The organism is Mesorhizobium sp. ES1-4 (assembly GCF_020164745.1).
GTDB lineage: Bacteria > Pseudomonadota > Alphaproteobacteria > Rhizobiales > Rhizobiaceae > Mesorhizobium.
On record NZ_JAIUGV010000003.1, the window covers coordinates 418,176 to 437,596 of the forward strand.

Below are 19,421 nucleotides of genomic sequence, written 5' to 3' on the forward strand. Positions count from 1 at the left end.
ATCGATTTGGCAAACGGTCGTCTTGGGGTGACCTGCCAAGCTCAACCGCCAAATGGGATCAGAAGGTGTCGCCCGGCGGGTCATTGCGTGACCATTGGATGGCGGCAATGTGCAGGCCGGCTTCAACGACATCGCATTTCGGGAGCAATCGCCGATGGCCAGGATAACCCGCGCCGCCTATGCCCAGATGTATGGCCCGACCGTCGGCGACAGAGTGCGGCTTGCCGACACGGAGCTCATCATCGAGGTCGAGAAGGATTTCACCGTCCATGGCGAGGAGGTGAAATTCGGCGGCGGCAAGGTCATCCGCGACGGCATGGGCCAGAGCCAGGTTTCCCGCGCTGCAGGAGCGGTCGATACCGTCATCACCAACGCGCTGGTGATCGATGCGGGTGCCGGCATATTCAAGGCCGATATCGGCCTCAGGGACGGCCGCATCGCCGCGATCGGAAAAGCCGGCAATCCGGACATGCAGGACGGGGTCACCATCGTCATCGGCCCCGGCACCGAGATCATCGCCGGCGAAGGCAAGATCCTCACCGCCGGCGGCTTCGACGCGCATATCCACTTCATCTGCCCGCAGCAGATCGAGGAGGCGCTGATGTCGGGCATCACCACCATGCTCGGCGGCGGCACCGGCCCGGCGCATGGCACGCTGGCCACGACCTGCACGCCAGGACCGTGGCACATGGCACGCATGATCCAGTCCTTCGACGCTTTCCCGATGAATATCGGCCTGTCGGGCAAGGGCAATGCCTCGCTGCCGGCAGCACTCGAGGAAATGGTGCTGGGGGGCGCCTGCTCGCTGAAACTGCACGAGGATTGGGGCACGACGCCGGCGGCGATCGACTGCTGCCTGTCGGTCGCCGACGACTACGACGTGCAGGTGATGATCCACACCGACACGCTGAACGAGAGCGGCTTCGTCGAGAACACGGTCGCGGCCATCAAGGGCCGCACCATCCACGCCTTCCACACCGAAGGCGCCGGCGGCGGCCATGCGCCTGACATCATCAAGGTCTGCGGCCTGCCCAACGTCATCCCCTCGTCGACCAACCCGACGCGGCCCTACACGGTCAACACGCTGGCCGAACACCTCGACATGCTGATGGTCTGCCATCATCTGTCGCCGTCGATCCCCGAGGACATCGCCTTCGCTGAAAGCCGCATCCGCAAGGAGACCATCGCGGCCGAGGACATCCTGCATGACATCGGCGCCTTCTCGATCATCTCGTCCGACAGCCAGGCCATGGGCCGTGTCGGCGAGGTGGCGATCCGGACCTGGCAGACCGCCGACAAGATGAAGCGACAGCGCGGATCGTTGCCGCAGGAGACGGGCGACAACGACAATTTCCGCGTCCGCCGCTACATCGCCAAGTACACCATCAACCCGGCTATCGCCCACGGCCTGTCGAAGGAGATCGGTTCGGTGGCGGTCGGCAAACGTGCCGACCTGGTGCTGTGGAACCCGGCCTTCTTCGGCGTCAAGCCCGACATGGTGCTGATCGGCGGCATGATCGCGGCCGCGCCGATGGGCGATCCCAATGCCTCCATCCCGACGCCGCAGCCGATGCATTACCGGCCGATGTTCGGCGCCTATGGCAAGGCCAGGACCAATTCATCCGTGACCTTCGTCTCGAAAGCCGCACTTGAGTCAGGCCTGCATGGCCGGCTTGGCGTCGACAAGCAGTTCGTCGCCGTCGAAAACACCCGCGGCGGCATCGGCAAGCGCTCAATGGTGCTCAACGACGCCACGCCGCATGTCGAGGTCGACCCGGAAACCTACGAGGTCCGCGCCGACGGCGAGTTGCTGACCTGCGAGCCGGCGACCGTGCTGCCGATGGCGCAGCGGTATTTTCTGTTCTGAGGCGAAATCGGCCGTCGCGTCGGGTGGTGCAAAATCCGTTGCGGCAGGGGACTCTACGCCGCAATATGCGGTCACGAAAAGCCGCATTGTGATCAGGTATGGCAACTGAAATAGCCTCCGCCCACGACATCTTCCCGCATATCCGCATCGTCATGGGCATGGTGATCGGGCTTGGTGTCGCCCGCCTGCTGTCGGGGGTGGCGCGCATCGTCCAACATCCCGGCCAGTACCGGCTCTATCCGGTGCATCTGGCGTGGGTCGCCTCGGTGCTGTTGATGCTGGTGCATTTCTGGTGGTGGGAGTTCGGCCTCTACGCCATCGAAACCTGGACCTTCGGCAAATACCTTTTCATCATCCTTTACGCCATCACGCTGTTCCTGCTCTGCGCGCTGCTGTTTCCGGATTCGATGCTGGACTACACCAGCTACGAGGACTTCTTCTATTCGCGCCGCGCCTGGTTCTTCGGCCTGCTGGCCGCGACCTATCTTCTCGATGTCATCGACACGCTTTTGAAAGGTCCGGAGCACTTCGCCCGCTTCGGCAGCGAATATCTGTTCCGGACGCCGATCTTCGTCGCGTTCTGCATCGCCGCGATCCTGGTGCGCGACCGCCGCTTCCACATCGCCTTCGTCACGGCGGCGCTGATCTATCAGGTATCGTTCATCCTGCGGCTCTTCGACACGATCGTATGACACCGGCCGATGATCTAGAGTGCCGGGGAAAGGCAGGTTCAACGATGTACAAGGCGGTCGGGTCGCGCGGATCACGGGTCAGCCGCGTCCTCTGGATGCTGGAGGAACTCGGGCAGCCTTATGAATTCGTCGAGGTCAAGCTCCGCTCGCCGGAAGCCTACGAACTCAATCCGTCGGGCAAGGTGCCGATCCTTATCGATGGCGAGCTGACGGTTACGGATTCGGCGGCGATCTGCGTCTATCTGGCGGAGAAGCACGCCGACGCGGGGATGGGCGCCAATCCCGGTCTCGCCGGCCGTGCCGAGATGGATTCCTGGATGCATTTTGCCCAGAGCGAGTTCGAGGCGCCGCTGTGGAACAAGCTGCGCCACCGCTTCCTGTTGCCGAAAGAGGTGCGGGTCGATGTCGGTCCCGCCGCGGCCTATGACTTCGCCTCGGAAGTCAAGGCATTGGACCGGCGGCTGGGCGACAGGCCGTTCGCACTGGGCGACAGGTTTTCGGCCGTCGACGTGCTGCTCGGCGACATGGGCGGCTGGGCGCGTGCCGGCCGGTTCCCGATCGGGTCCGAGCGCGTCAACGCCTATCTCGACCGGGTGCTTTCGCGCCCTGCCCGTGCGCGGGCGCAAGCCAATGGCGGAGCCATGAAATGAAGCTCGATATCAAGACCGATTTCACAAAGTTCCCGCGCGCCGTTTCCGTGCTGCCCGCCGGCGAGGCAGGAGCGTCCGCCCCGTTTGCCAAGGCTGTGCTTGCCCATGACGAGCGGCATCTGCGCCGCCGCGCCATCGAGCTCGCCGATGGCGGCAAGGTGCTGGTCGACCTGCCCGAGCCGGTTGTCCTCAACGACGGCGACCGGCTGGTGCTGGAGGATGACCGCCATGTCGAGATCGGCGCGGCGCCGGAAGAGGTCTATGACATCCGCGCCCGTGACGCCGTGCATCTGGCCGAGCTCGCCTGGCATATCGGCAACCGCCATCTCGCCGCCGGCATCGAGGCGCACCGCATCCTCATCCTGCGCGATCATGTCATCAAGACGATGCTGGAGGGGCTCGGCGCCACGGTGCGTGAGGTCTCGGAGCCGTTCAAGCCGGTGCGCGGCGCCTATTCCGGCGGCCACGATCACGGCCATGCGCACAGCCATGCCGAGGCGCACAGCCATGGCCATGACGAATCCCATTCGCACAGCCACGCGCATTCGCATCACGATCATCATCATGACTGACCAGCCCTCCGGCATCGCCCTGCTGCGGCTGATGGCTTGGCTTTCGCCGGTCTTTCCGGTGGGCGGCTTCTCCTACAGCCATGGTCTCGAGCGCGCCGTCCATGACGGGCTGGTGCGCGACGGCAACAGCCTCGCTGCCTGGCTGGAGACCCTGGTCGAGATGGGTTCGGGCTGGAACGATGCCGTGCTGTTCGCCGAGAGCTGGCGCCGCGCCCGCGAAGGCGGCGACCTGGACGAAATCGCCGCACTGGCCGAGGCACTGGCCGGCTCGCGCGAACGCCACACCGAGACCATGCTGCAAGGCGCGGCCTTCCTTAAGGCGGCCGGCCCCTGGCCCAATCCCGTAATGCAGCGCTTGCCAGCCGAATGCGCCTATTGCATCGCTGTCGGCGCTGTCGCTGGCGGCAACGGCATTGCGCTGCAGGACGCGCTGGCCGCCTTCCTGCAAGCCTTCTTCTCCAACCTCGTCCAGGCCGCGATCCGGCTCGGCGTGATCGGCCAGAACGAGGCCACGGCGCTGCTCGCAGGTTTCGAGCCCCTGGCGCTGGCAACCGCCGCCCGCGCGTCCGGATCGACACCGGACGATCTCGGCGGCTGCGCCCTCGTCTCCGACATCACGGCGATGAAGCACGAAACCCAATATTCGCGATTGTTCCGCTCATGATCCTCCTCGCCTTCGTCCTCTCATTCGTCCTGCTGCTGATTACGGCACTGCATGTCTATTGGGGCATCGGCGGCATCTGGCCGGGTAGGGATGCCGCGTCCTGCGCCCACGCCGTCGTGGGCTTTCGCGGGGTCGACGAAATGCCGACCCCGTTCGCCAGTTTCGCCGTTGCCGCTTGCCTTGGGCTGGCAACGCTGTGGCCGCTGGCGCTCATCGGTTTCTTTGCCTCGCCTTTTCCAAAGGAGGGCCTTGCCGCCACGTCGATGCTGATCGGTCTGGTGTTCCTGGGGCGCGGCATCGCCGGTTTCACGCCCTGGTGGCGCCGGCTGGCGCCGCAACAGCCTTTCGCGCGGCTCGATACAAGTCTCTATTCGCCGCTGTGCCTATTGATCGGGCTCGGCTTCACGGTCCTTGCCATCATGGGGTTCCCGACATGACACAAGCCAACGGTCCTCTTCGCATCGGCATTGGCGGTCCCGTCGGCTCCGGCAAGACGACGCTCACCGAAAAACTCTGCAAGGCGCTGCGCGACGAGTTTTCCATCGCCGTCGTCACCAATGACATCTACACCAGGGAAGACGCCATGATGCTAGCCCGGCTGCAGGCGCTGCCGGAGGACCGCATCGTCGGCGTCGAGACCGGCGGCTGCCCGCACACCGCCATTCGCGAGGACGCCTCGATCAATCTGCAGGCCATCGCCGAGCTGAATCGCAAATTCCCCGATCTCGACATCATCTTCATCGAATCCGGCGGCGACAACCTGGCCGCAACCTTCTCGCCGGATCTTGCCGACCTGACGCTCTATGTCATCTCGGTCTGCCAGGGCGAAGAAATCCCGCGCAAGGGCGGCCCGGCGATCACGCGATCCGATTTCCTCATCATCAACAAGAGCGACCTCGCGCCCTATGTGAACGTCAACCTCGATGTCATGGAGAGCGACGCCACCCGCATGCGCGGCAAGCGTCCGTTCGGCTTCACGGATCTTTCGCGCGGCAAGGGGCTGCAGGAGGTGATCGATTTCATCGTCGAGCACGGCGGACTGGGGACAGTTGGCGCCGCAAGCACGGCGGCATAGCTGGCTTCTGCACCAAGCGAAAGCGGTTGCGGGCACCAGCGCAGCGCGGCATTGTCGCGGAAACCGGAGGATTTTTCAGATGAGCATCGCCCGCCTGCAGAAGGAAACGCTGACCAACCTGCCCTTCTATGAAGAGCGCGTCGATCTCGCCTGCGCCTTCCGCTGGACGGCGCGGCTCAACATGCACGAAGCGGTGGCCAATCATTTTTCGCTGGCCGTCAACGACGACGGCACCAGGTTCCTGATGAACCCGAACCAGGTGCATTTCTCGCGCATCAAGGCGAGCGACCTGATCGAGATCGATGCCAACGACCCCGACACGCTTTCGGGACCGAATGCGCCCGACCCGACGGCATGGGGCCTGCACGGCGCGGTCCATCGCAATGTACCGCACGCGCGCTGCGTCATGCATGTGCATTCGATCCACGCCACGGTGCTGGCCTCGCTTGCCGACTCGACTCTGCCGCCGATCGACCAGAACTCGGCGATGTTCTTCAACCGTCACGTGGTCGACGCGCATTATGGCGGGCTGGCCTTCGAGGAAGAGGGCGAACGCTGCTCGCAGCTTCTCGCCGACCCCAAGGTCAAGGTGATGGTGATGGGCAACCATGGCGTGCTGGTCATCGGCGACACCGTCGCCGATGCCTTCAACCGCATGTTCTACTTCGAGCGCGCCGCCGAGACCTACATCAAGGCGCTGTGGACCGGCCGGCCGCTGCGCACCCTCTCCGACGCGATCGCCGAGAAGGCGGCAAGCGAGATGGACGACTATCCCGGCCAGGCCGAGCGTCACCTCGCCGAGTTGAAGGCGATCCTCGACGAGCAGGAGCCGGTTTACCGGAACTGAGGATTACAGTCCGAGCTGGGCCCGCAATTCCTCGGCGCTGTTGATGACGATGGCGCCGGGCGGTCCTTCCATCGGCGCTTCCGGCCAGAAGATCGTCTTCATTCCAGCCGCCAGGCCCGCCATGGCGCCGGGCCAGCTGTCGTCGACCGCGACGGCATGCAGGGGATCGACGTCGGCCAGATAGGCGGCGCGCAGGAAAGGCTCGGCGTGCGGCTTGCCTTCGCGCACGTCGTTGCGGCTGATCGTCTTCATGCCGGGGTAGGTAAGGCCGACCATGCGCAGGTTGGCATCGACGATCATCCGGTCCGAGTTGGAGACCACAGCCTGCTGGACGCCGAGCGAGCGCAATTCATTGAAGATCTCGATGGCGCCGGGCCGCGGCTTCAGCCCTTCGACCAGCGGCAGGTAATGCTCGTATTTGTGGACGATCCATTCGTCGAAAGGCAGTTGCAGCCCGAACTCGTCGCGCATCATTTCGTAGACCGGCCAGGCGGCGACGCCGAGCACGCGCTCATGCAGATCAGCCGGCGGCGTGAGGCCGGCATTTCGCATCGCTGCAACGAGGGCTGCCGCGTGCAGCGGTTCGCTGTCGACCAGCGTGCCGTCCATGTCCCAGAAAACCGCCTTCGGTGTCATGCAGCGCTCCTTTTTGCGATCCCTTAAAGGGTTTGCGGCGGGAGATAAACCTTTGGCGGCCATGGAACACGGCTTCCGCTGGAAAAATGGAACCCGCCGCGCTTGCTCCGGTCCAATGTTGGCGGAGAAAACCGCCGCTGCGTCGAAGTAAGCATTTGCTCTTGAGATTGGCAATTGCGCAGGCGGCCATTCCCTGCGAAACTGATGCGGACCGCCTGATGACCGGCGGGTTCGGGAGGCAGACGTGAATACCCGGCAGGATGGCGGCAGCAACAGGCTGGACGACGCGGCGCGCGCCGGGTGGCTCTATTATGTTGCCGGCAACACACAGGACCAGATCGCCGCCACGCTCGGCGTATCGAGGCAGACGGCGCAGCGGCTGGTGTCGCTGGCGGTATCGGAAGGCCTGATCAAGGTCCGCGTCGATCATCCGATCGCCAACTGCCTGGACCTCGCGGCACGGCTGAAATCGCGCTTCGCGCTCGATCTGGTCGAGGTGGTGCCGAGCGACCCCAATTCATCCTCCACCACCATCGGCATCGCCGAGGCGGCGGCCGCCGAGATCGAGCGGCGGCTGCGGTCGCCGACGCCGATCGTCATGGGCATCGGCACCGGACGCACGCTGAAGGCGGCGATCGAACAATTGCCGCCCATGGAATGCCCGCAGCACAAGGTGGTGTCCTTGACCGGCAACATCTCGCCGGACGGCTCCGCCGCCTTCTACAACGTCATCTTCACCATGGCCGACAGGGTCAAGGCGCGGTCCTTCCCGATGCCGCTGCCGGTCATCGCGTCCTCGCCGCAGGAGCGCGAGATGCTGCTCAACCAGCCGATGATCCAGCCAACGCTGGTGCTTGCCGCTGAGGCCGATGTCACCTTCATCGGTATCGGCGACCTCGGCCCGAAGGCGCCGCTCTACGAGGACGGCTTCATTTCCGAAAGCGAGCTGAAAGCCTTGCAGAAGGCCGGCGGCGTCGCCGAAATCGTCGGCTGGGTGTTCGATCGCGAAGGCCGCATGATCGAAGGCATCACCAATGACCGGGTGTCGTCGGCGGCGCTGCCGTCGCGCGAGAAGTCGCTGGTCATCGCGCTCGCCATGGGCGAGCGCAAGCTGCCCGGCATCCTGGCGGCCGTCAACCGCCGGCTGGTCAACGGGCTCATCACCGACGAGCGGACGGCGGCCTCCCTGCTCGCCAGCATTTGACGGCTTGGCGATAAAGCCAGCAAGGCTATTGGTGCCGGCCGAAAGGGTCGTTGCCATCGAGGAAACCGAGGTCGCGCTGCAGATGCGGCGACAGGTCCCTGATGTCGAGATGCGCCTTTTTTCTGATTGCGAACCAGCCGAATCCGTCCGTGAGCCACGAAATCCAGCGGTGATCGGGAGCGGGAGTGCATTTTTGCTGCGTCATGGTCATGATGGTCAACCTTCGCTATCCTGAACCCGAACGACGGGTTGAGGATGAATGTCGGCCTTGCCGGCCGCCTTTGCCAATCGAACGTCGATAACGACCCATAAGGAGGCTTTATGCCTGACCTCAGCGCGCCGCAGGTTTCGCAATTGCCTCCGTTGCAGGCGATCCGGGTGTTCGAGGCGGTGGCACGGCATCTTTCCTTCACCAAGGCCGCCGGGGAGCTCGCCATGACGCAAGCGGCCGTCAGCTATCAGATCAAGGTGCTGGAGGAGCGCGTCGGCGCACCGCTGTTCCTGCGCCGGCCGCGACAGATCGAACTGACCGAGGCGGGCCAGCGCCTGGCGCCGGCCGTCAGCGAAGCCTTCGCCATTCTCGGCCAGGCCTATGCCGCCGCGCGCGGCGGCGCGGACGGGCTGTTGTGTGTCACCACGGTGCTGACTTTTGCCTCCAACTGGCTGGCGCACCATCTTGGCGCGTTCCAGATCGCGCATCCGTCGCTTGCCGTGCGGCTCGAGACGTCGAGCCGGCTGACGGATTTCGCGCGCGAGGATGTCGACCTCGCCATCCGCTCGGGCGGCGGCAAGTGGCCGGGGCTGGAAGCCCACAAGCTGCTCGATGCCGATTTCACGCCGATGCTGAGCCCCAAGCTCGCGGCGAGCATCGGCGGCATCAAAGAACCGGCCGATCTGCTCAAGCTGCCGATCCTCGATCCCAGCGATATCTGGTGGACGCAATGGTTCGAGGCCGCCGGCGTGCACAGCCACGATCTTGCCGGGCGGCCGGGCAGCAGCATGGGCGCCCAGGCCTATGAAGCCAACGCGGCCATATCGGGCCATGGCGTGGCGATCCTGACCCGGGCGCTGTTCAAGGCCGAACTCGCCGATGGCCGGCTGGTCCAGCCGTTCGACCTCGTTGGCGACGACGGCCATGCCTACTGGCTGGTCTACCCCGAGGCGCGCCGCAACGTGCCCAAGATCCGCGCCTTCCGCGATTGGCTGCTGGCCGAGATCGCCTGCTGACCGGCGGACCAGCAGGCCGGGCAAGAAATCACGTCCCGTTCGGAGAGGTTTTCGGCCGCCCCCGGGCCCGGGACGGCGGCAATCCCAGCCCTGTGGCCGATCCTCCCGCGCCATTCGCTGCTCGTGTGCTGCGCTGCAGCATCGAATCCGGCTTGACATAATTCACACTTAGTGAGTAATTGCCCACAGCCAAGGCAAATGCTCATCTTGGTCCATGGGAGGAATTTGATGAAACTTCGTACGCTCATCCTGGGCTTGTGCTCGGCCAGCGCGCTGGCGTTCGCTGCACATGCCGAATCCATCACCATCGCCACCGTCAACAACGGCGATATGGTCCGCATGCAGAAGCTGACCGACGACTTCACCAAGGCCAACCCCGACATCCAGCTCAACTGGGTCACGCTCGAAGAGAACGTGTTGCGCGAGCGCGTCACCACCGACATTGCCACCAAGGGCGGCCAGTACGACGTAATGACCATCGGCACCTACGAGGTTCCGATCTGGGCCAAGCAGAGCTGGCTCCTGCCGCTCGAGAAGCTCGGCGCCGACTACGATGTCAAGGACATCATCCCGGCCATCGCCGGTGGCCTTTCGGTCGACGGCAAGCTCTATGCCGCGCCCTTCTACGGCGAAAGCTCCTTCGTCATGTACCGCAAGGACCTGATGGAGAAGGCGGGACTCAAGATGCCCGACGCGCCGACCTGGGACTTCATCCGCCAGGCCGCTGACAAGATGACCGACCGCGCCAATGGCGTGAACGGCATCTGCCTGCGCGGCAAGGCGGGCTGGGGCGAAAACATGGCCTTCCTGACCGCCATGTCGAATTCCTTCGGCGCCCGCTGGTTCGACATGGATTGGAAGCCGCAGTTCGACCAGCCCGAGTGGAAGAAGACGCTGCAGTTCTATGTCGACATGATGAAGGCCGATGGTCCCGAAGGCGCTTCGTCGAACGGCTTCAACGAGAACCTGGCGCTTTTCCAGCAGGGCAAGTGCGGCATGTGGATCGACGCCACCGTCGCCGCCTCCTTCGTCTCCGATCCGAAGAACTCCACCGTCGCCGACAAGGTCGGCTATGCGCTGGCGCCGGACAATGGACTGGGCAAGCGCGGCAACTGGCTGTGGGCGTGGTCGCTGGCAATTCCCGCCGGCACCACGAAAGCCGACGCCGCAGAGAAGTTCGTGTCGTGGGCGACAAGCAAGCATTACGCCGAACTCGTCGCATCGAAGGAAGGCTGGGCCAATGTACCTCCGGGCACGCGCTCCTCGCTCTACGCCAATCCGGAGTACCAGAAGGCGGCTCCGTTCGCCAAGATGACGCTGGACTCCATCAACGCCGCCGACCCAACGCATCCGACCGTCAAGCCGGTGCCTTATGTCGGCGTGCAGTTCGTCGCCATCCCTGAATTCCAGGGCCTCGGCACCACCGTCGGCCAGCTCTTCTCGGCGGCCCTTGCCGGTCAGTCGAGCGTCGACGACGCGCTGAAGCAGGCCCAGGACGCCGCGACCGCGACGATGACCGAGGGCGGTTATATCAAGTAAGGCTCCTCCCGGTGCCGAATGCCGGCCGACGACCATGACCGGCAACGGCCGCCCGAAACCCAGTTCGGGCGGCCGCCTTCAACGCCTCTGAAAATCCCGTCGATCCTTGAAGGGTGACCGTCATGGCTACTCAGCAGACCCGTTCGCTTGCCCGATTCATGATGGCGCCTTCCGTGGTGCTGCTGCTGGTCTGGATGGTTGTTCCGCTGGCGCTGACGCTGTGGTTCTCCTTCCAGCAATACAATCCGCTCAATCCGGTTCGCGACGGCTTTGTCGGCCTCTCCAACTACGCGCTGTTCTATTCCAACCCCGCTTTCCTGCAGTCGATCCTCAACACGCTTATCCTGGTGGTGAGCGTGCTGCTGATCACAGTGATCGGCGGCATCCTGCTGGCGCTTCTCATCGATCAGCCGATGTGGGGACAAGGGATCGTGCGCATTCTCGTCATCTCGCCGTTCTTCGTCATGCCGCCGGTGGCCGCATTGGTCTGGAAGAACATGATCATGCATCCGCAATATGGCGTGTTCGCCGATATAGCGCGCTTCTTCGGCGCACAACCGATCGACTGGTTCGGGCAATACCCGATGCTGGCGATCATCATCATCGTCGCCTGGCAATGGCTGCCTTTCGCGACCTTGATCCTGCTCACCGCGCTGCAATCGCTCGACGGCGAACAGAAGGAAGCCGCCGAGATGGACGGCGCCGGCTTCATCAGCCGCTTCATCTACCTGACGCTGCCGCACATGTCGCGCGCCATCACCGTCGTCATCCTGATCCAGACGATCTTCCTGCTGTCGGTCTATGCCGAGATCCTGGTCACCACCAATGGCGGCCCTGGATACGCCTCCACCAACCTGCCCTTCCTCGTCTACCAGAAGGCGTTGCTGGAATTCAAAATCGGCCAGGCATCCGCGGGCGGCATCATCGCGGTCATTCTCGCCAACATCGTCGCCTTCTTCGCCATGCGCGCCGTCGGCAAGAACCTGGACAAGTAAGGGAGGTCAAGATGGCACGCTCAGTCACCACCCGGCACAAGACAATCGCGACCGTTGCGGCCTGGATCGTCGCCCTGCTGATCTTCTTCCCGATCCTTTATACGATCATCACCTCGTTCAAGTCGGAGCAGGAAGCGATCCAGGGTTTCAACCTGATCCCGTCGGGGACCTTTGAAAGCTATGCCGAAGTCCAGGCGCAGAGCGGCTACTTCAAGTTCTTCCTGAACTCGGTGATCCTGTCCGTCGGCTCGACCATCCTGGCCCTGCTGGTCGCCATTCCGGCGGCATGGTCGATGGCGTTCTCGCCGACCAAGCGCACCAAGGACATCCTGATGTGGATGCTGTCCACCAAGATGATGCCGGCTGTCGCCGTGCTGTTCCCGATCTACCTGATCTTCCGCGATCTAGACCTGCTGGACTCGCGCATCGGCCTGATGGTCATGCTTATGCTGATCAACCTGCCGATCGTGGTCTGGATGCTCTACACCTACTTCCGCGAGATCCCCGGCGAGATCCTGGAAGCGGCCCGCATGGACGGCGCGTCGCTGTGGAACGAGATCATCCATGTGCTGACCCCGATGGCGGTGCCCGGCATTGCCTCGACCATGCTGCTCAACATCATCCTGGCTTGGAACGAGGCTTTCTGGACCATCCGGCTGACCACCACGGACGCCGCGCCGCTCACCGCCTTCATCAGTTCCTTCTCAAGTCCGCAAGGCCTGTTCTGGGCCAAGCTCTCGGCGGCCTCGACGCTGGCCATCGCGCCAATCCTGATCATGGGCTGGTTCAGCCAGAAGCAGCTGGTGCGAGGCCTGACATTTGGTGCGGTGAAGTAGCGGACGCTGGCGTGAAGCAATCGGCGGAAAACAGCCCTCGGGGAGGAAATCATGGGAAACATCACACTCAAGAACGTCTCCAAATCCTTTGGATCGACGTCTATCATCCCCGGCCTCGACCTGGTGATCGAGAATGGCGAGTTCGTCGTCTTCGTCGGCCCGTCGGGTAGCGGCAAGTCCACGCTGCTCAGGCTGATCGCCGGGCTGGAGGATACCAGCGGCGGAACCATCAACATCGATGGCCGTGACGTCACCGGCGAGGCACCGGCCAAGCGCAAGCTCGCCATGGTGTTCCAGTCCTATGCGCTGTACCCGCATATGACGGTCGCCAAGAACATCGCCTTTCCCTTGAAAATGGCGGGCGAGGACCAGGCGACCATCGACAGGAAGGTGAAGGACGCCGCCCGCGTGCTCAACCTCACCAACTATCTCGAACGCCGGCCCAGCCAGCTCTCCGGCGGCCAACGCCAACGCGTCGCCATCGGCCGCGCCATCGTGCGCCAGCCCTCGGCCTTCCTGTTCGACGAGCCGCTGTCCAACCTCGACGCATCGCTTCGCGGCACCATGCGGCTCGAAATCAGCGAACTGCACCATCAGCTCAAGACGACGATGATCTACGTCACCCACGACCAGGTCGAGGCCATGACGATGGCCGACAAGATCGTCGTGCTGAACGGCGGCAACATCGAGCAGGTCGGCTCGCCGATGGAGCTCTACAAGACACCGCGCAACCTGTTCGTCGCCGGCTTCATCGGCTCGCCGAAGATGAACCTGATCGAGGGCGCGCCGGCAGCGAAATACGGCGCCAAGACCATCGGCATCCGACCCGAGCATCTGCAGATCTCGACCACGGCTGGCGACTGGAAAGCCACCGTCGGCGTTGCCGAGCATCTGGGCTCCGACACCTTCCTGCATGTCCAGGCCGATGGCGTCGGTCCGCTGACCGTGCGCGCCGACGGCGAACTCAGCGTCCGCCATGGCGATACCATATATCTCACGCCCGACACGGCCAAGCTGCACCGCTTCGGATCTGACGGAAAAGCGATGGCCCAGTGAGGGGATGGGACAGTGAGGTTGAAAGGCAAATCGGCGCTGATCACCGGGTCGGCGCGCGGCATCGGCAGAGCCTTCGCCGAAGCCTATGTGCGCGAAGGCGCCACGGTGGCGATCGCGGATATCAATCTCGACGCCGCGCGCCAGACCGCGGCTGAGATCGGCGACCATGCCTATGCGGTAAAGCTTGACGTCGCCGATCAGGCGTCCATCGATGCCGCCGTCAAAGCGGTGGAGAGCAACACCGGCGGCCTCGACATCCTGATCAACAACGCCGCTCTGTTCGACCTAGCGCCGATCGTGGAGATATCGCGGGCGAGCTACGAAAAGCTTTTCTCCGTCAATGTCGCCGGCACGGTGTTCATGCTGCAGGCGGCAAGCCGCTCGATGATCGCGCGCGGCAAGGGCGGCAGGATCATCAACATGGCGAGCCAGGCCGGGCGTCGCGGCGAACCGCTGGTCGCGGTCTACTGCGCCACCAAGGCCGCCGTCATCTCGCTGACCCAGTCGGCGGGGCTCGACCTGATAAAGCACCGCATCAACGTCAACGCCATTGCGCCCGGCGTCGTCGATGGCGAGCACTGGGATCACGTCGATGCGCTGTTTGCCAAATACGAGAACCGGCCGAGGGGCGAAAAGAAGAAACTAGTCGGCGCGAGTGTGCCTTACGGCCGCATGGGCACGGCGCAGGATCTCACCGGCATGGCGGTGTTTCTGGCCAGCGACGAGGCCGAATATATCGTTGCCCAGACCTACAATGTCGATGGCGGTCAGTGGATGAGTTGAGGGGGAAGGCGCTCTTTTCCCCGTCCTTCACGGGGAGAAGATGCCGGCAAGCAAATGACGGGCATCGCAGACATCGGAAGCGTTGGCGCGCTGCCCCTCACCCTTACCCTCCCCCGTGAAGGACGGGGAAGGGAGAATGATCAAGGCCGTAGCCCGGCCAAAAGGGTAAAGCAAATGACCGTGAAACTCTCCTCCTCCAACCTCTCCAAGCTGCCCGCCAAGGTCGCCGGTCCGAAATACGACCGCTCGAAATTGAAGGCCGGCATCGTGCATTTCGGCGTCGGCAATTTTCACCGCTCGCATCAGGCCGTCTATCTCGACGACCTGTTCGGCCAGGGCATCGGCCACGATTGGGCGCTGGTCGGCGCCGGCGTGTTCGACGGCGAGAAGATCGGCCGCGGCAAGCTCGAAGAGCAGGACTGGCTGACCACCGTGGTCGAGCAGGACGAAGGCCACATGAGCGCCCGCGTCACTGGCGCGATGATCGATTTCCTGATGCCGGGAGACGCCGCCGCCATCATCGACCGGTTGGCCGATCCGGCGATCAGGATCGTATCGCTGACCATCACCGAAGGCGGCTATTTCATCGATCCGGCCTCCGGCGTGTTCAATCCGACCCACCCTGACATCGTCGCCGACGCGCGGCCGGGCGCCACGCCGAAGACCGTGTTCGGCATCATCCTGGCCGGGCTGGTGCGCCGCCGCCAGGATGGCATCGTGCCGTTCACGGTCATGTCCTGCGACAACATTCCCCATAACGGGCATGTCACGTCGGATGGCGTTATCGGCCTTGCCCGCCTGATCGACGAGGACCTGGCGAACTGGGTCAGCGACCATGTCGCCTTTCCGAACGCCATGGTCGACCGCATCACGCCGGCGACCAGCGACCGCGAGCGCAAGATCCTCGCCGACGATTTCGGCCTCGAGGACAACTGGCCGGTATTCTGCGAGCCGTTCCGGCAATGGGTGCTGGAAGACCATTTCACCGATGGCCGCCCGCCGCTGGAAAAGGTCGGCGTGCAGTTCGTCAGGGATGTCGCCCCTTACGAAGTGATGAAGATCCGCATCCTCAATGGCGGCCACGCCACCATTGCCTATCCGGCCGGGCTGATGGACATCTACTTCGTCCACGAGGCGATGCAGGAGCCGCTGGTGCGCGGGTTCCTCGACAAGCTCGAGCATGACGAGATCATCCCGACAGTGCCGCCAGTGCCGGACACGGTGCTGGAAGACTATTACCAGCTCATAGAGAAGCGCTTCTCCAATCCCAAGATTGGCGACACGGTGCGCCGGCTCTGCCTCGACGGCTCCAACCGCCAGCCGAAATTCATCATCCCGACCATCGCCGACCGGTTGAAGGCTGGAAAGAGTGTCGCCGGACTGGCGCTGGAATCGGCTCTCTGGTGCCGTTACTGCTTCGGCACCACGGACAGCGGCGCCGTCATCGAGCCCAACGATCCGAGCTGGGACCGGCTGCAGGCGACGGCAAAGGCGGCAAAGGACGCGCCCGCCGCGTGGCTTGCCATGGACGACATCTATGGCGATGTCGGCCGCGCCAGCGCCTTCGTCGAGGCCTTCGCCCACGCGCTCAACGTGCTCTGGGCCAATGGCACGCGCGCCACGCTGACGCGCTACCTTGCCGGCAAGCTCTGAGAGCCAGCCGGCATGATGAGCTGGTTATCGTCGACCGCGACGGCGTGCTGGTCGACAGCGAGCCGCTCTCCGTCCCGGCGCCGCCCGGCATGATCGAACTTGTCGGCGGCAGCATCGGCGAAGACGCCGCCTACCACATTTCCTCGGCAAGAGCATGAAGAGCCAAGGGGCGGCGCCGACTTGTTTCCAGTTTAGCCAATGGTCTTCCCGTCAGCCCCGAACCTGTACGTCTTGGCCGGATCCGGCGTCGCATAGAGCGTGGCGCCAGCCTCCGCGTCATACACTCCGAATATCCGCACGGTGATCAGGCCGGCTTTCTCGCAATCGAGATAGAGATTGGTGTCGGCTCCGAGATGCTCGGCATGCACAACCGTGCCTTTCCAAGCGCCTGACTTCGGATCGACGGTCAGGTGCTCCGGCCGCACGCCAATGGTCCTGGCCGTCTCGCCAAGACGGGCGCCGTCGATGAAGTTCATCTTGGGCGAACCGATGAAGCCGGCGACGAACTCGTTTGCCGGCGAATTGTAGAGCTCCATCGGACCGCCGATCTGCTCGATGCGACCGGCATTGAGCACCACGATCTTGTCGGCCAGCGTCATCGCCTCGACCTGATCGTGGGTAACGTAGATCATTGTCGCCTTGAGCCGGCGGTGCAGCTGCGCGATTTCCAGCCGCGTGTTGACGCGCAGCGCCGCGTCAAGGTTCGACAGCGGCTCGTCGAAGAGGAACAGTTTTGGCTCACGCACGACCGCGCGGCCGATGGCGACGCGCTGGCGCTGGCCGCCGGACAGCTCGGCCGGCCGCCTTTCGAGATAGGGTTCCAGCGACAGCATGGCGGAGGCAACGCCGATGCGGCGGTCGATCTCCGCGGGCGGGGTATTCGCCTGCTTGAGGCCGAGGCCCATATTGTTCTTCACCGTCAGATGCGGGTAGAGCGCATAGGTCTGGAACACCATGGCGATGCCGCGTTTTGCCGGCGGCGTGGCGGAGACATCCTCGCCATCGATCAGCACCCGGCCCGAGGTCGAATCCTCCAGCCCGGCGATGACCCTGAGCAAGGTCGACTTGCCGCAGCCCGAAGGTCCGACGAAGACGACGAACTCGCCATCGGTCACCTCGAGGTCGATGCCCTTCAGCACCTCGACCGGCCCGAAAGCCTTCTTCACATTCTCGATCTTCAGCGAGCCCACGGCTTCGTTCCTGTCGTTAGAGTTTGACGGCTGCGCCGCTGCGCACGCTCTCGTCGGCGGCAAGGCAGACGGCGAGCGATTTCACGGCGTCGTCCATGTGTCTGGTGAGATCGATATCCTCGCGGATCGCCTTGAGGACAAAAGCCTGTTCGAGATCGCAGAGATCCTGATGGCCGGGTTCGCCTGCCATCGACAGCATCTCGTCCGGCCTGGCGAACTTGCCGTCGGCGCCGGTCGCCGCACTGTGCAAGCGGATGGTCGAGGTCTTGGTGTGGGTGTCGATGTCGTCCGACTTCACACCTTCCTTCATGACGATCGACACGCAGCCATTGGGCGAGATGACGTCCTTCACGAAGAAAGCCGTCTCGGAAATCATCGGACCCCAGCCGGCTTCGTACCAGCCGACGGAGCCATCATCGAACAGCACCTGCAAATGGCCGTAATTGTACATGGTGGGCGCGACCTCGTCGGTCAGCCGCACGCCCATGCCGCGCACCTCGACCGGCTTGGCGTCGGTGATCTGCAGCATCACGTCGAGATAGTGCACGCCGCAATCGACGATCGGCGACGTCGTCCGCATCAGTTGCTTGTGCGTGTCCCAGGTATGGCCAGAGGATTGCTGGTTGAGGTTCATGCGGAAGACGTAGGGGCCGCCGAGCTTGCGTGCTTCGGCGATCAGCCGGATCCAGGACGGGTGATGGCGCAGGATGTAGCCTATCACCAGTTTTCGCCCGTTGGCCTTGGCTGCGGCGACGACGCGCTTGGCGTCGGCCACGGTCGTTGCCAGGGGCTTTTCGACGAAGACATGGCAGCCGGCCTCGAACGCTTTCACCGCATAGTCGGCATGGCTGTCGGAATAGGTGGCGATGCAGGCAACGTCTGGCTTCTCGTCACGTAGGGCGTCATCGAAGGAGCGCCTGATGCCATAACCCGCCAGCCCGTCCGGCAGCGGCACGTCGGAGCGGTTGACCAGCGCCGCGATCTGGAAACCAGGATTGGTGTGGTAGGCCAGTGCATGGCTGCGGCCCATATTGCCGAGACCGGCGACGATTACCCGGAGGGGATTTGGGACTTGAAGAGGTGCTTCTGAACTCACTTGACGGCTCCGGAAGTAATGCCGCGGATCAGCTGCCGCGAGAAGATGACGTAGAGGACCAGCACCGGCAGGATCGCCAGCGACAGTGCCGCCAGGATGGCGTTCCAGTTGGTGACGAACTGGCCGAGGAAAAGCTGCGCGCCGAGGGTCACCGTCTTGGTTTCTTCCGACGGCGCCAGGATCAGTGGAAACCACAGGTCGTTCCAGATCGGGATCATGGTGAAGACGGCGACGGTCGCCATCGACGGTCGCACCAGCGGCACCACCAGCCGGAAGAAGATCGTGTATTCCGACAGGCCGTCGATGCGGCCGGCGTTCTTCAGATCGTCCGACACCTGCTTCATGAATTCGGACAGGATGAAGACCGCCAGCGGCAGGCCCTGCGCGGTGTAGACCAGGATCAGCGCCGTCAGCGTGTTGACCAGCCCGCTCGCCACCATCAACTGCAGGATGGCGACGGTGGCGAGCCGGATCGGGATCATGATGCCGAGCGCAAGGTAGAGCCCCATCAGCGTGTTGCCGCGAAAGCGGTATTCCGACAGTGCGAACGCGGCCATGGCGCCGAACAGCAGCACGAAGAACAGCGAGCCGACGGTGACGACGAGGCTGTTCTGGAAATAATGGAAGAAATCGCCCTGGCCGATCACCGTGGTGTAGCCGATCAGGTCGAAGGTTTTCGGCGTCGGCGGCGTCAGCGGCGCGCCGAAGATGCCCGCACGGGACTTGAACGAGTTCATGATGACCAGAACCACCGGGAACAGCGCGATCACCGTGTAGGTCAACAGGATCGCGTGAGCGCCGATGGTGCGGGGCAGCGAACGTGTGGCGATGCTCATCTC

21 protein-coding genes are annotated in these 19,421 nt (G+C 63.8%); 16 read left to right on the plus strand and 5 right to left on the minus strand.

What is annotated here, in order from left to right; genetic code table 11:
* Nucleotides 1–154 precede the first annotated feature (154 nt).
* From ureC to LB556_RS08055, 8 genes are all read left to right on the plus strand, one after another.
* Nucleotides 155–1,867: an urease subunit alpha gene (gene ureC, locus LB556_RS08020; RefSeq protein ID WP_224565820.1), complete on the plus strand. Its 1,713-nt coding sequence runs from the start codon at nucleotides 155–157 to the stop codon at nucleotides 1,865–1,867.
* A gap of 98 nt (nucleotides 1,868–1,965) precedes the next feature.
* Entirely contained in the window at nucleotides 1,966–2,559 is a 594-nt protein-coding gene (locus tag LB556_RS08025; RefSeq protein WP_224565822.1) for a hypothetical protein, read from the plus strand.
* A gap of 44 nt (nucleotides 2,560–2,603) precedes the next feature.
* A complete protein-coding gene (locus LB556_RS08030; RefSeq protein ID WP_224565824.1) occupies nucleotides 2,604–3,209 on the plus strand; it encodes a glutathione S-transferase family protein in 606 nt (201 codons plus the stop codon).
* Nucleotides 3,206–3,781 carry an urease accessory protein UreE gene (locus LB556_RS08035; protein ID WP_224565826.1) on the plus strand — a complete coding sequence of 192 codons (576 nt, stop codon included), beginning with the start codon at nucleotides 3,206–3,208 and terminating at the stop codon, nucleotides 3,779–3,781. The genes LB556_RS08030 and LB556_RS08035 overlap by 4 nt, the downstream gene beginning before the upstream one ends.
* Nucleotides 3,774–4,445, plus strand: a complete 672-nt coding sequence (locus LB556_RS08040; RefSeq protein ID WP_224565828.1) for an urease accessory protein UreF — start codon at nucleotides 3,774–3,776, stop codon at nucleotides 4,443–4,445. The genes LB556_RS08035 and LB556_RS08040 overlap by 8 nt, the downstream gene beginning before the upstream one ends.
* Complete coding sequence (locus tag LB556_RS08045; RefSeq protein ID WP_224565830.1) at nucleotides 4,442–4,882, plus strand: DUF3995 domain-containing protein; 441 nt, start codon at nucleotides 4,442–4,444, stop codon at nucleotides 4,880–4,882. Before LB556_RS08040 ends, LB556_RS08045 begins: the two co-directional genes overlap by 4 nt.
* Nucleotides 4,879–5,520, plus strand: a complete 642-nt coding sequence (ureG, locus tag LB556_RS08050) for an urease accessory protein UreG (RefSeq protein ID WP_224565832.1) — start codon at nucleotides 4,879–4,881, stop codon at nucleotides 5,518–5,520. Before LB556_RS08045 ends, ureG begins: the two co-directional genes overlap by 4 nt.
* A gap of 79 nt (nucleotides 5,521–5,599) precedes the next feature.
* On the plus strand, nucleotides 5,600–6,367 hold the full coding sequence (locus LB556_RS08055; RefSeq protein ID WP_224565834.1) for a class II aldolase and adducin N-terminal domain-containing protein: 768 nt from the start codon (nucleotides 5,600–5,602) through the stop codon (nucleotides 6,365–6,367).
* A 3-nt stretch (nucleotides 6,368–6,370) separates the two neighbouring features.
* Here the strand turns inward: LB556_RS08055 and LB556_RS08060 are convergent, their stop codons facing one another.
* On the minus strand, nucleotides 6,371–7,003 hold the full coding sequence (locus LB556_RS08060; protein WP_224565836.1) for an HAD family hydrolase: 633 nt from the start codon (nucleotides 7,001–7,003) through the stop codon (nucleotides 6,371–6,373).
* A 244-nt stretch (nucleotides 7,004–7,247) separates the two neighbouring features.
* On the opposite strand from LB556_RS08060, the gene LB556_RS08065 reads away from it, so the two are divergent.
* Nucleotides 7,248–8,207 carry a sugar-binding transcriptional regulator gene (locus tag LB556_RS08065; protein ID WP_224565838.1) on the plus strand — a complete coding sequence of 320 codons (960 nt, stop codon included), beginning with the start codon at nucleotides 7,248–7,250 and terminating at the stop codon, nucleotides 8,205–8,207.
* 25 nt (nucleotides 8,208–8,232) lie between these two features.
* Here LB556_RS08065 and LB556_RS08070 read toward each other — a convergent pair whose 3' ends face one another.
* A complete protein-coding gene (locus LB556_RS08070; RefSeq protein WP_224565980.1) occupies nucleotides 8,233–8,418 on the minus strand; it encodes a hypothetical protein in 186 nt (61 codons plus the stop codon).
* Between the two features lie 110 nt (nucleotides 8,419–8,528).
* On the opposite strand from LB556_RS08070, the gene gcvA reads away from it, so the two are divergent.
* The 7 genes from gcvA (at nucleotide 8,529) to LB556_RS08105 (ending at nucleotide 16,296) form a co-directional block, all read left to right on the plus strand.
* Nucleotides 8,529–9,434 (plus strand): transcriptional regulator GcvA, encoded by a 906-nt coding sequence (gcvA, locus tag LB556_RS08075; protein ID WP_224565840.1) that lies wholly within the window; start codon nucleotides 8,529–8,531, stop codon nucleotides 9,432–9,434.
* A gap of 228 nt (nucleotides 9,435–9,662) precedes the next feature.
* Nucleotides 9,663–10,973, plus strand: coding sequence for an ABC transporter substrate-binding protein (locus LB556_RS08080; RefSeq protein ID WP_224565842.1), 1,311 nt, complete (start codon nucleotides 9,663–9,665; stop codon nucleotides 10,971–10,973).
* Between the two features lie 122 nt (nucleotides 10,974–11,095).
* The gene (locus tag LB556_RS08085) at nucleotides 11,096–11,968 is read left to right on the plus strand and encodes a carbohydrate ABC transporter permease (RefSeq protein ID WP_224565844.1); all 873 of its coding nucleotides are present in this window, start codon (nucleotides 11,096–11,098) and stop codon (nucleotides 11,966–11,968) included.
* An 11-nt stretch (nucleotides 11,969–11,979) separates the two neighbouring features.
* The gene (locus LB556_RS08090) at nucleotides 11,980–12,804 is read left to right on the plus strand and encodes a carbohydrate ABC transporter permease (protein ID WP_224565847.1); all 825 of its coding nucleotides are present in this window, start codon (nucleotides 11,980–11,982) and stop codon (nucleotides 12,802–12,804) included.
* Between the two features lie 51 nt (nucleotides 12,805–12,855).
* Nucleotides 12,856–13,860 (plus strand): ABC transporter ATP-binding protein, encoded by a 1,005-nt coding sequence (locus tag LB556_RS08095; RefSeq protein ID WP_224565849.1) that lies wholly within the window; start codon nucleotides 12,856–12,858, stop codon nucleotides 13,858–13,860.
* 12 nt (nucleotides 13,861–13,872) lie between these two features.
* Nucleotides 13,873–14,643 (plus strand): L-iditol 2-dehydrogenase, encoded by a 771-nt coding sequence (locus LB556_RS08100; RefSeq protein WP_224565851.1) that lies wholly within the window; start codon nucleotides 13,873–13,875, stop codon nucleotides 14,641–14,643.
* A gap of 174 nt (nucleotides 14,644–14,817) precedes the next feature.
* A complete protein-coding gene (locus LB556_RS08105) occupies nucleotides 14,818–16,296 on the plus strand; it encodes a mannitol dehydrogenase family protein (protein WP_224565853.1) in 1,479 nt (492 codons plus the stop codon).
* Nucleotides 16,297–16,487: 191 nt separating this feature from the next.
* On the opposite strand, the gene LB556_RS08110 is transcribed toward LB556_RS08105, so the two are convergent.
* Genes LB556_RS08110 through LB556_RS08120 form a run of 3 tightly spaced genes read right to left on the minus strand, consistent with a single transcriptional unit; the run spans nucleotide 16,488 to nucleotide 19,418 of the window.
* The gene (locus tag LB556_RS08110) at nucleotides 16,488–17,486 is read right to left on the minus strand and encodes an ABC transporter ATP-binding protein (RefSeq protein ID WP_224565854.1); all 999 of its coding nucleotides are present in this window, start codon (nucleotides 17,484–17,486) and stop codon (nucleotides 16,488–16,490) included.
* Nucleotides 17,487–17,502: 16 nt separating this feature from the next.
* A complete protein-coding gene (locus LB556_RS08115; RefSeq protein ID WP_224565855.1) occupies nucleotides 17,503–18,582 on the minus strand; it encodes a Gfo/Idh/MocA family protein in 1,080 nt (359 codons plus the stop codon).
* A complete protein-coding gene (locus tag LB556_RS08120) occupies nucleotides 18,579–19,418 on the minus strand; it encodes a carbohydrate ABC transporter permease (protein WP_224565857.1) in 840 nt (279 codons plus the stop codon). The genes LB556_RS08115 and LB556_RS08120 overlap by 4 nt, the downstream gene beginning before the upstream one ends.
* Between the last annotated feature and the right edge of the window lie 3 nt (nucleotides 19,419–19,421).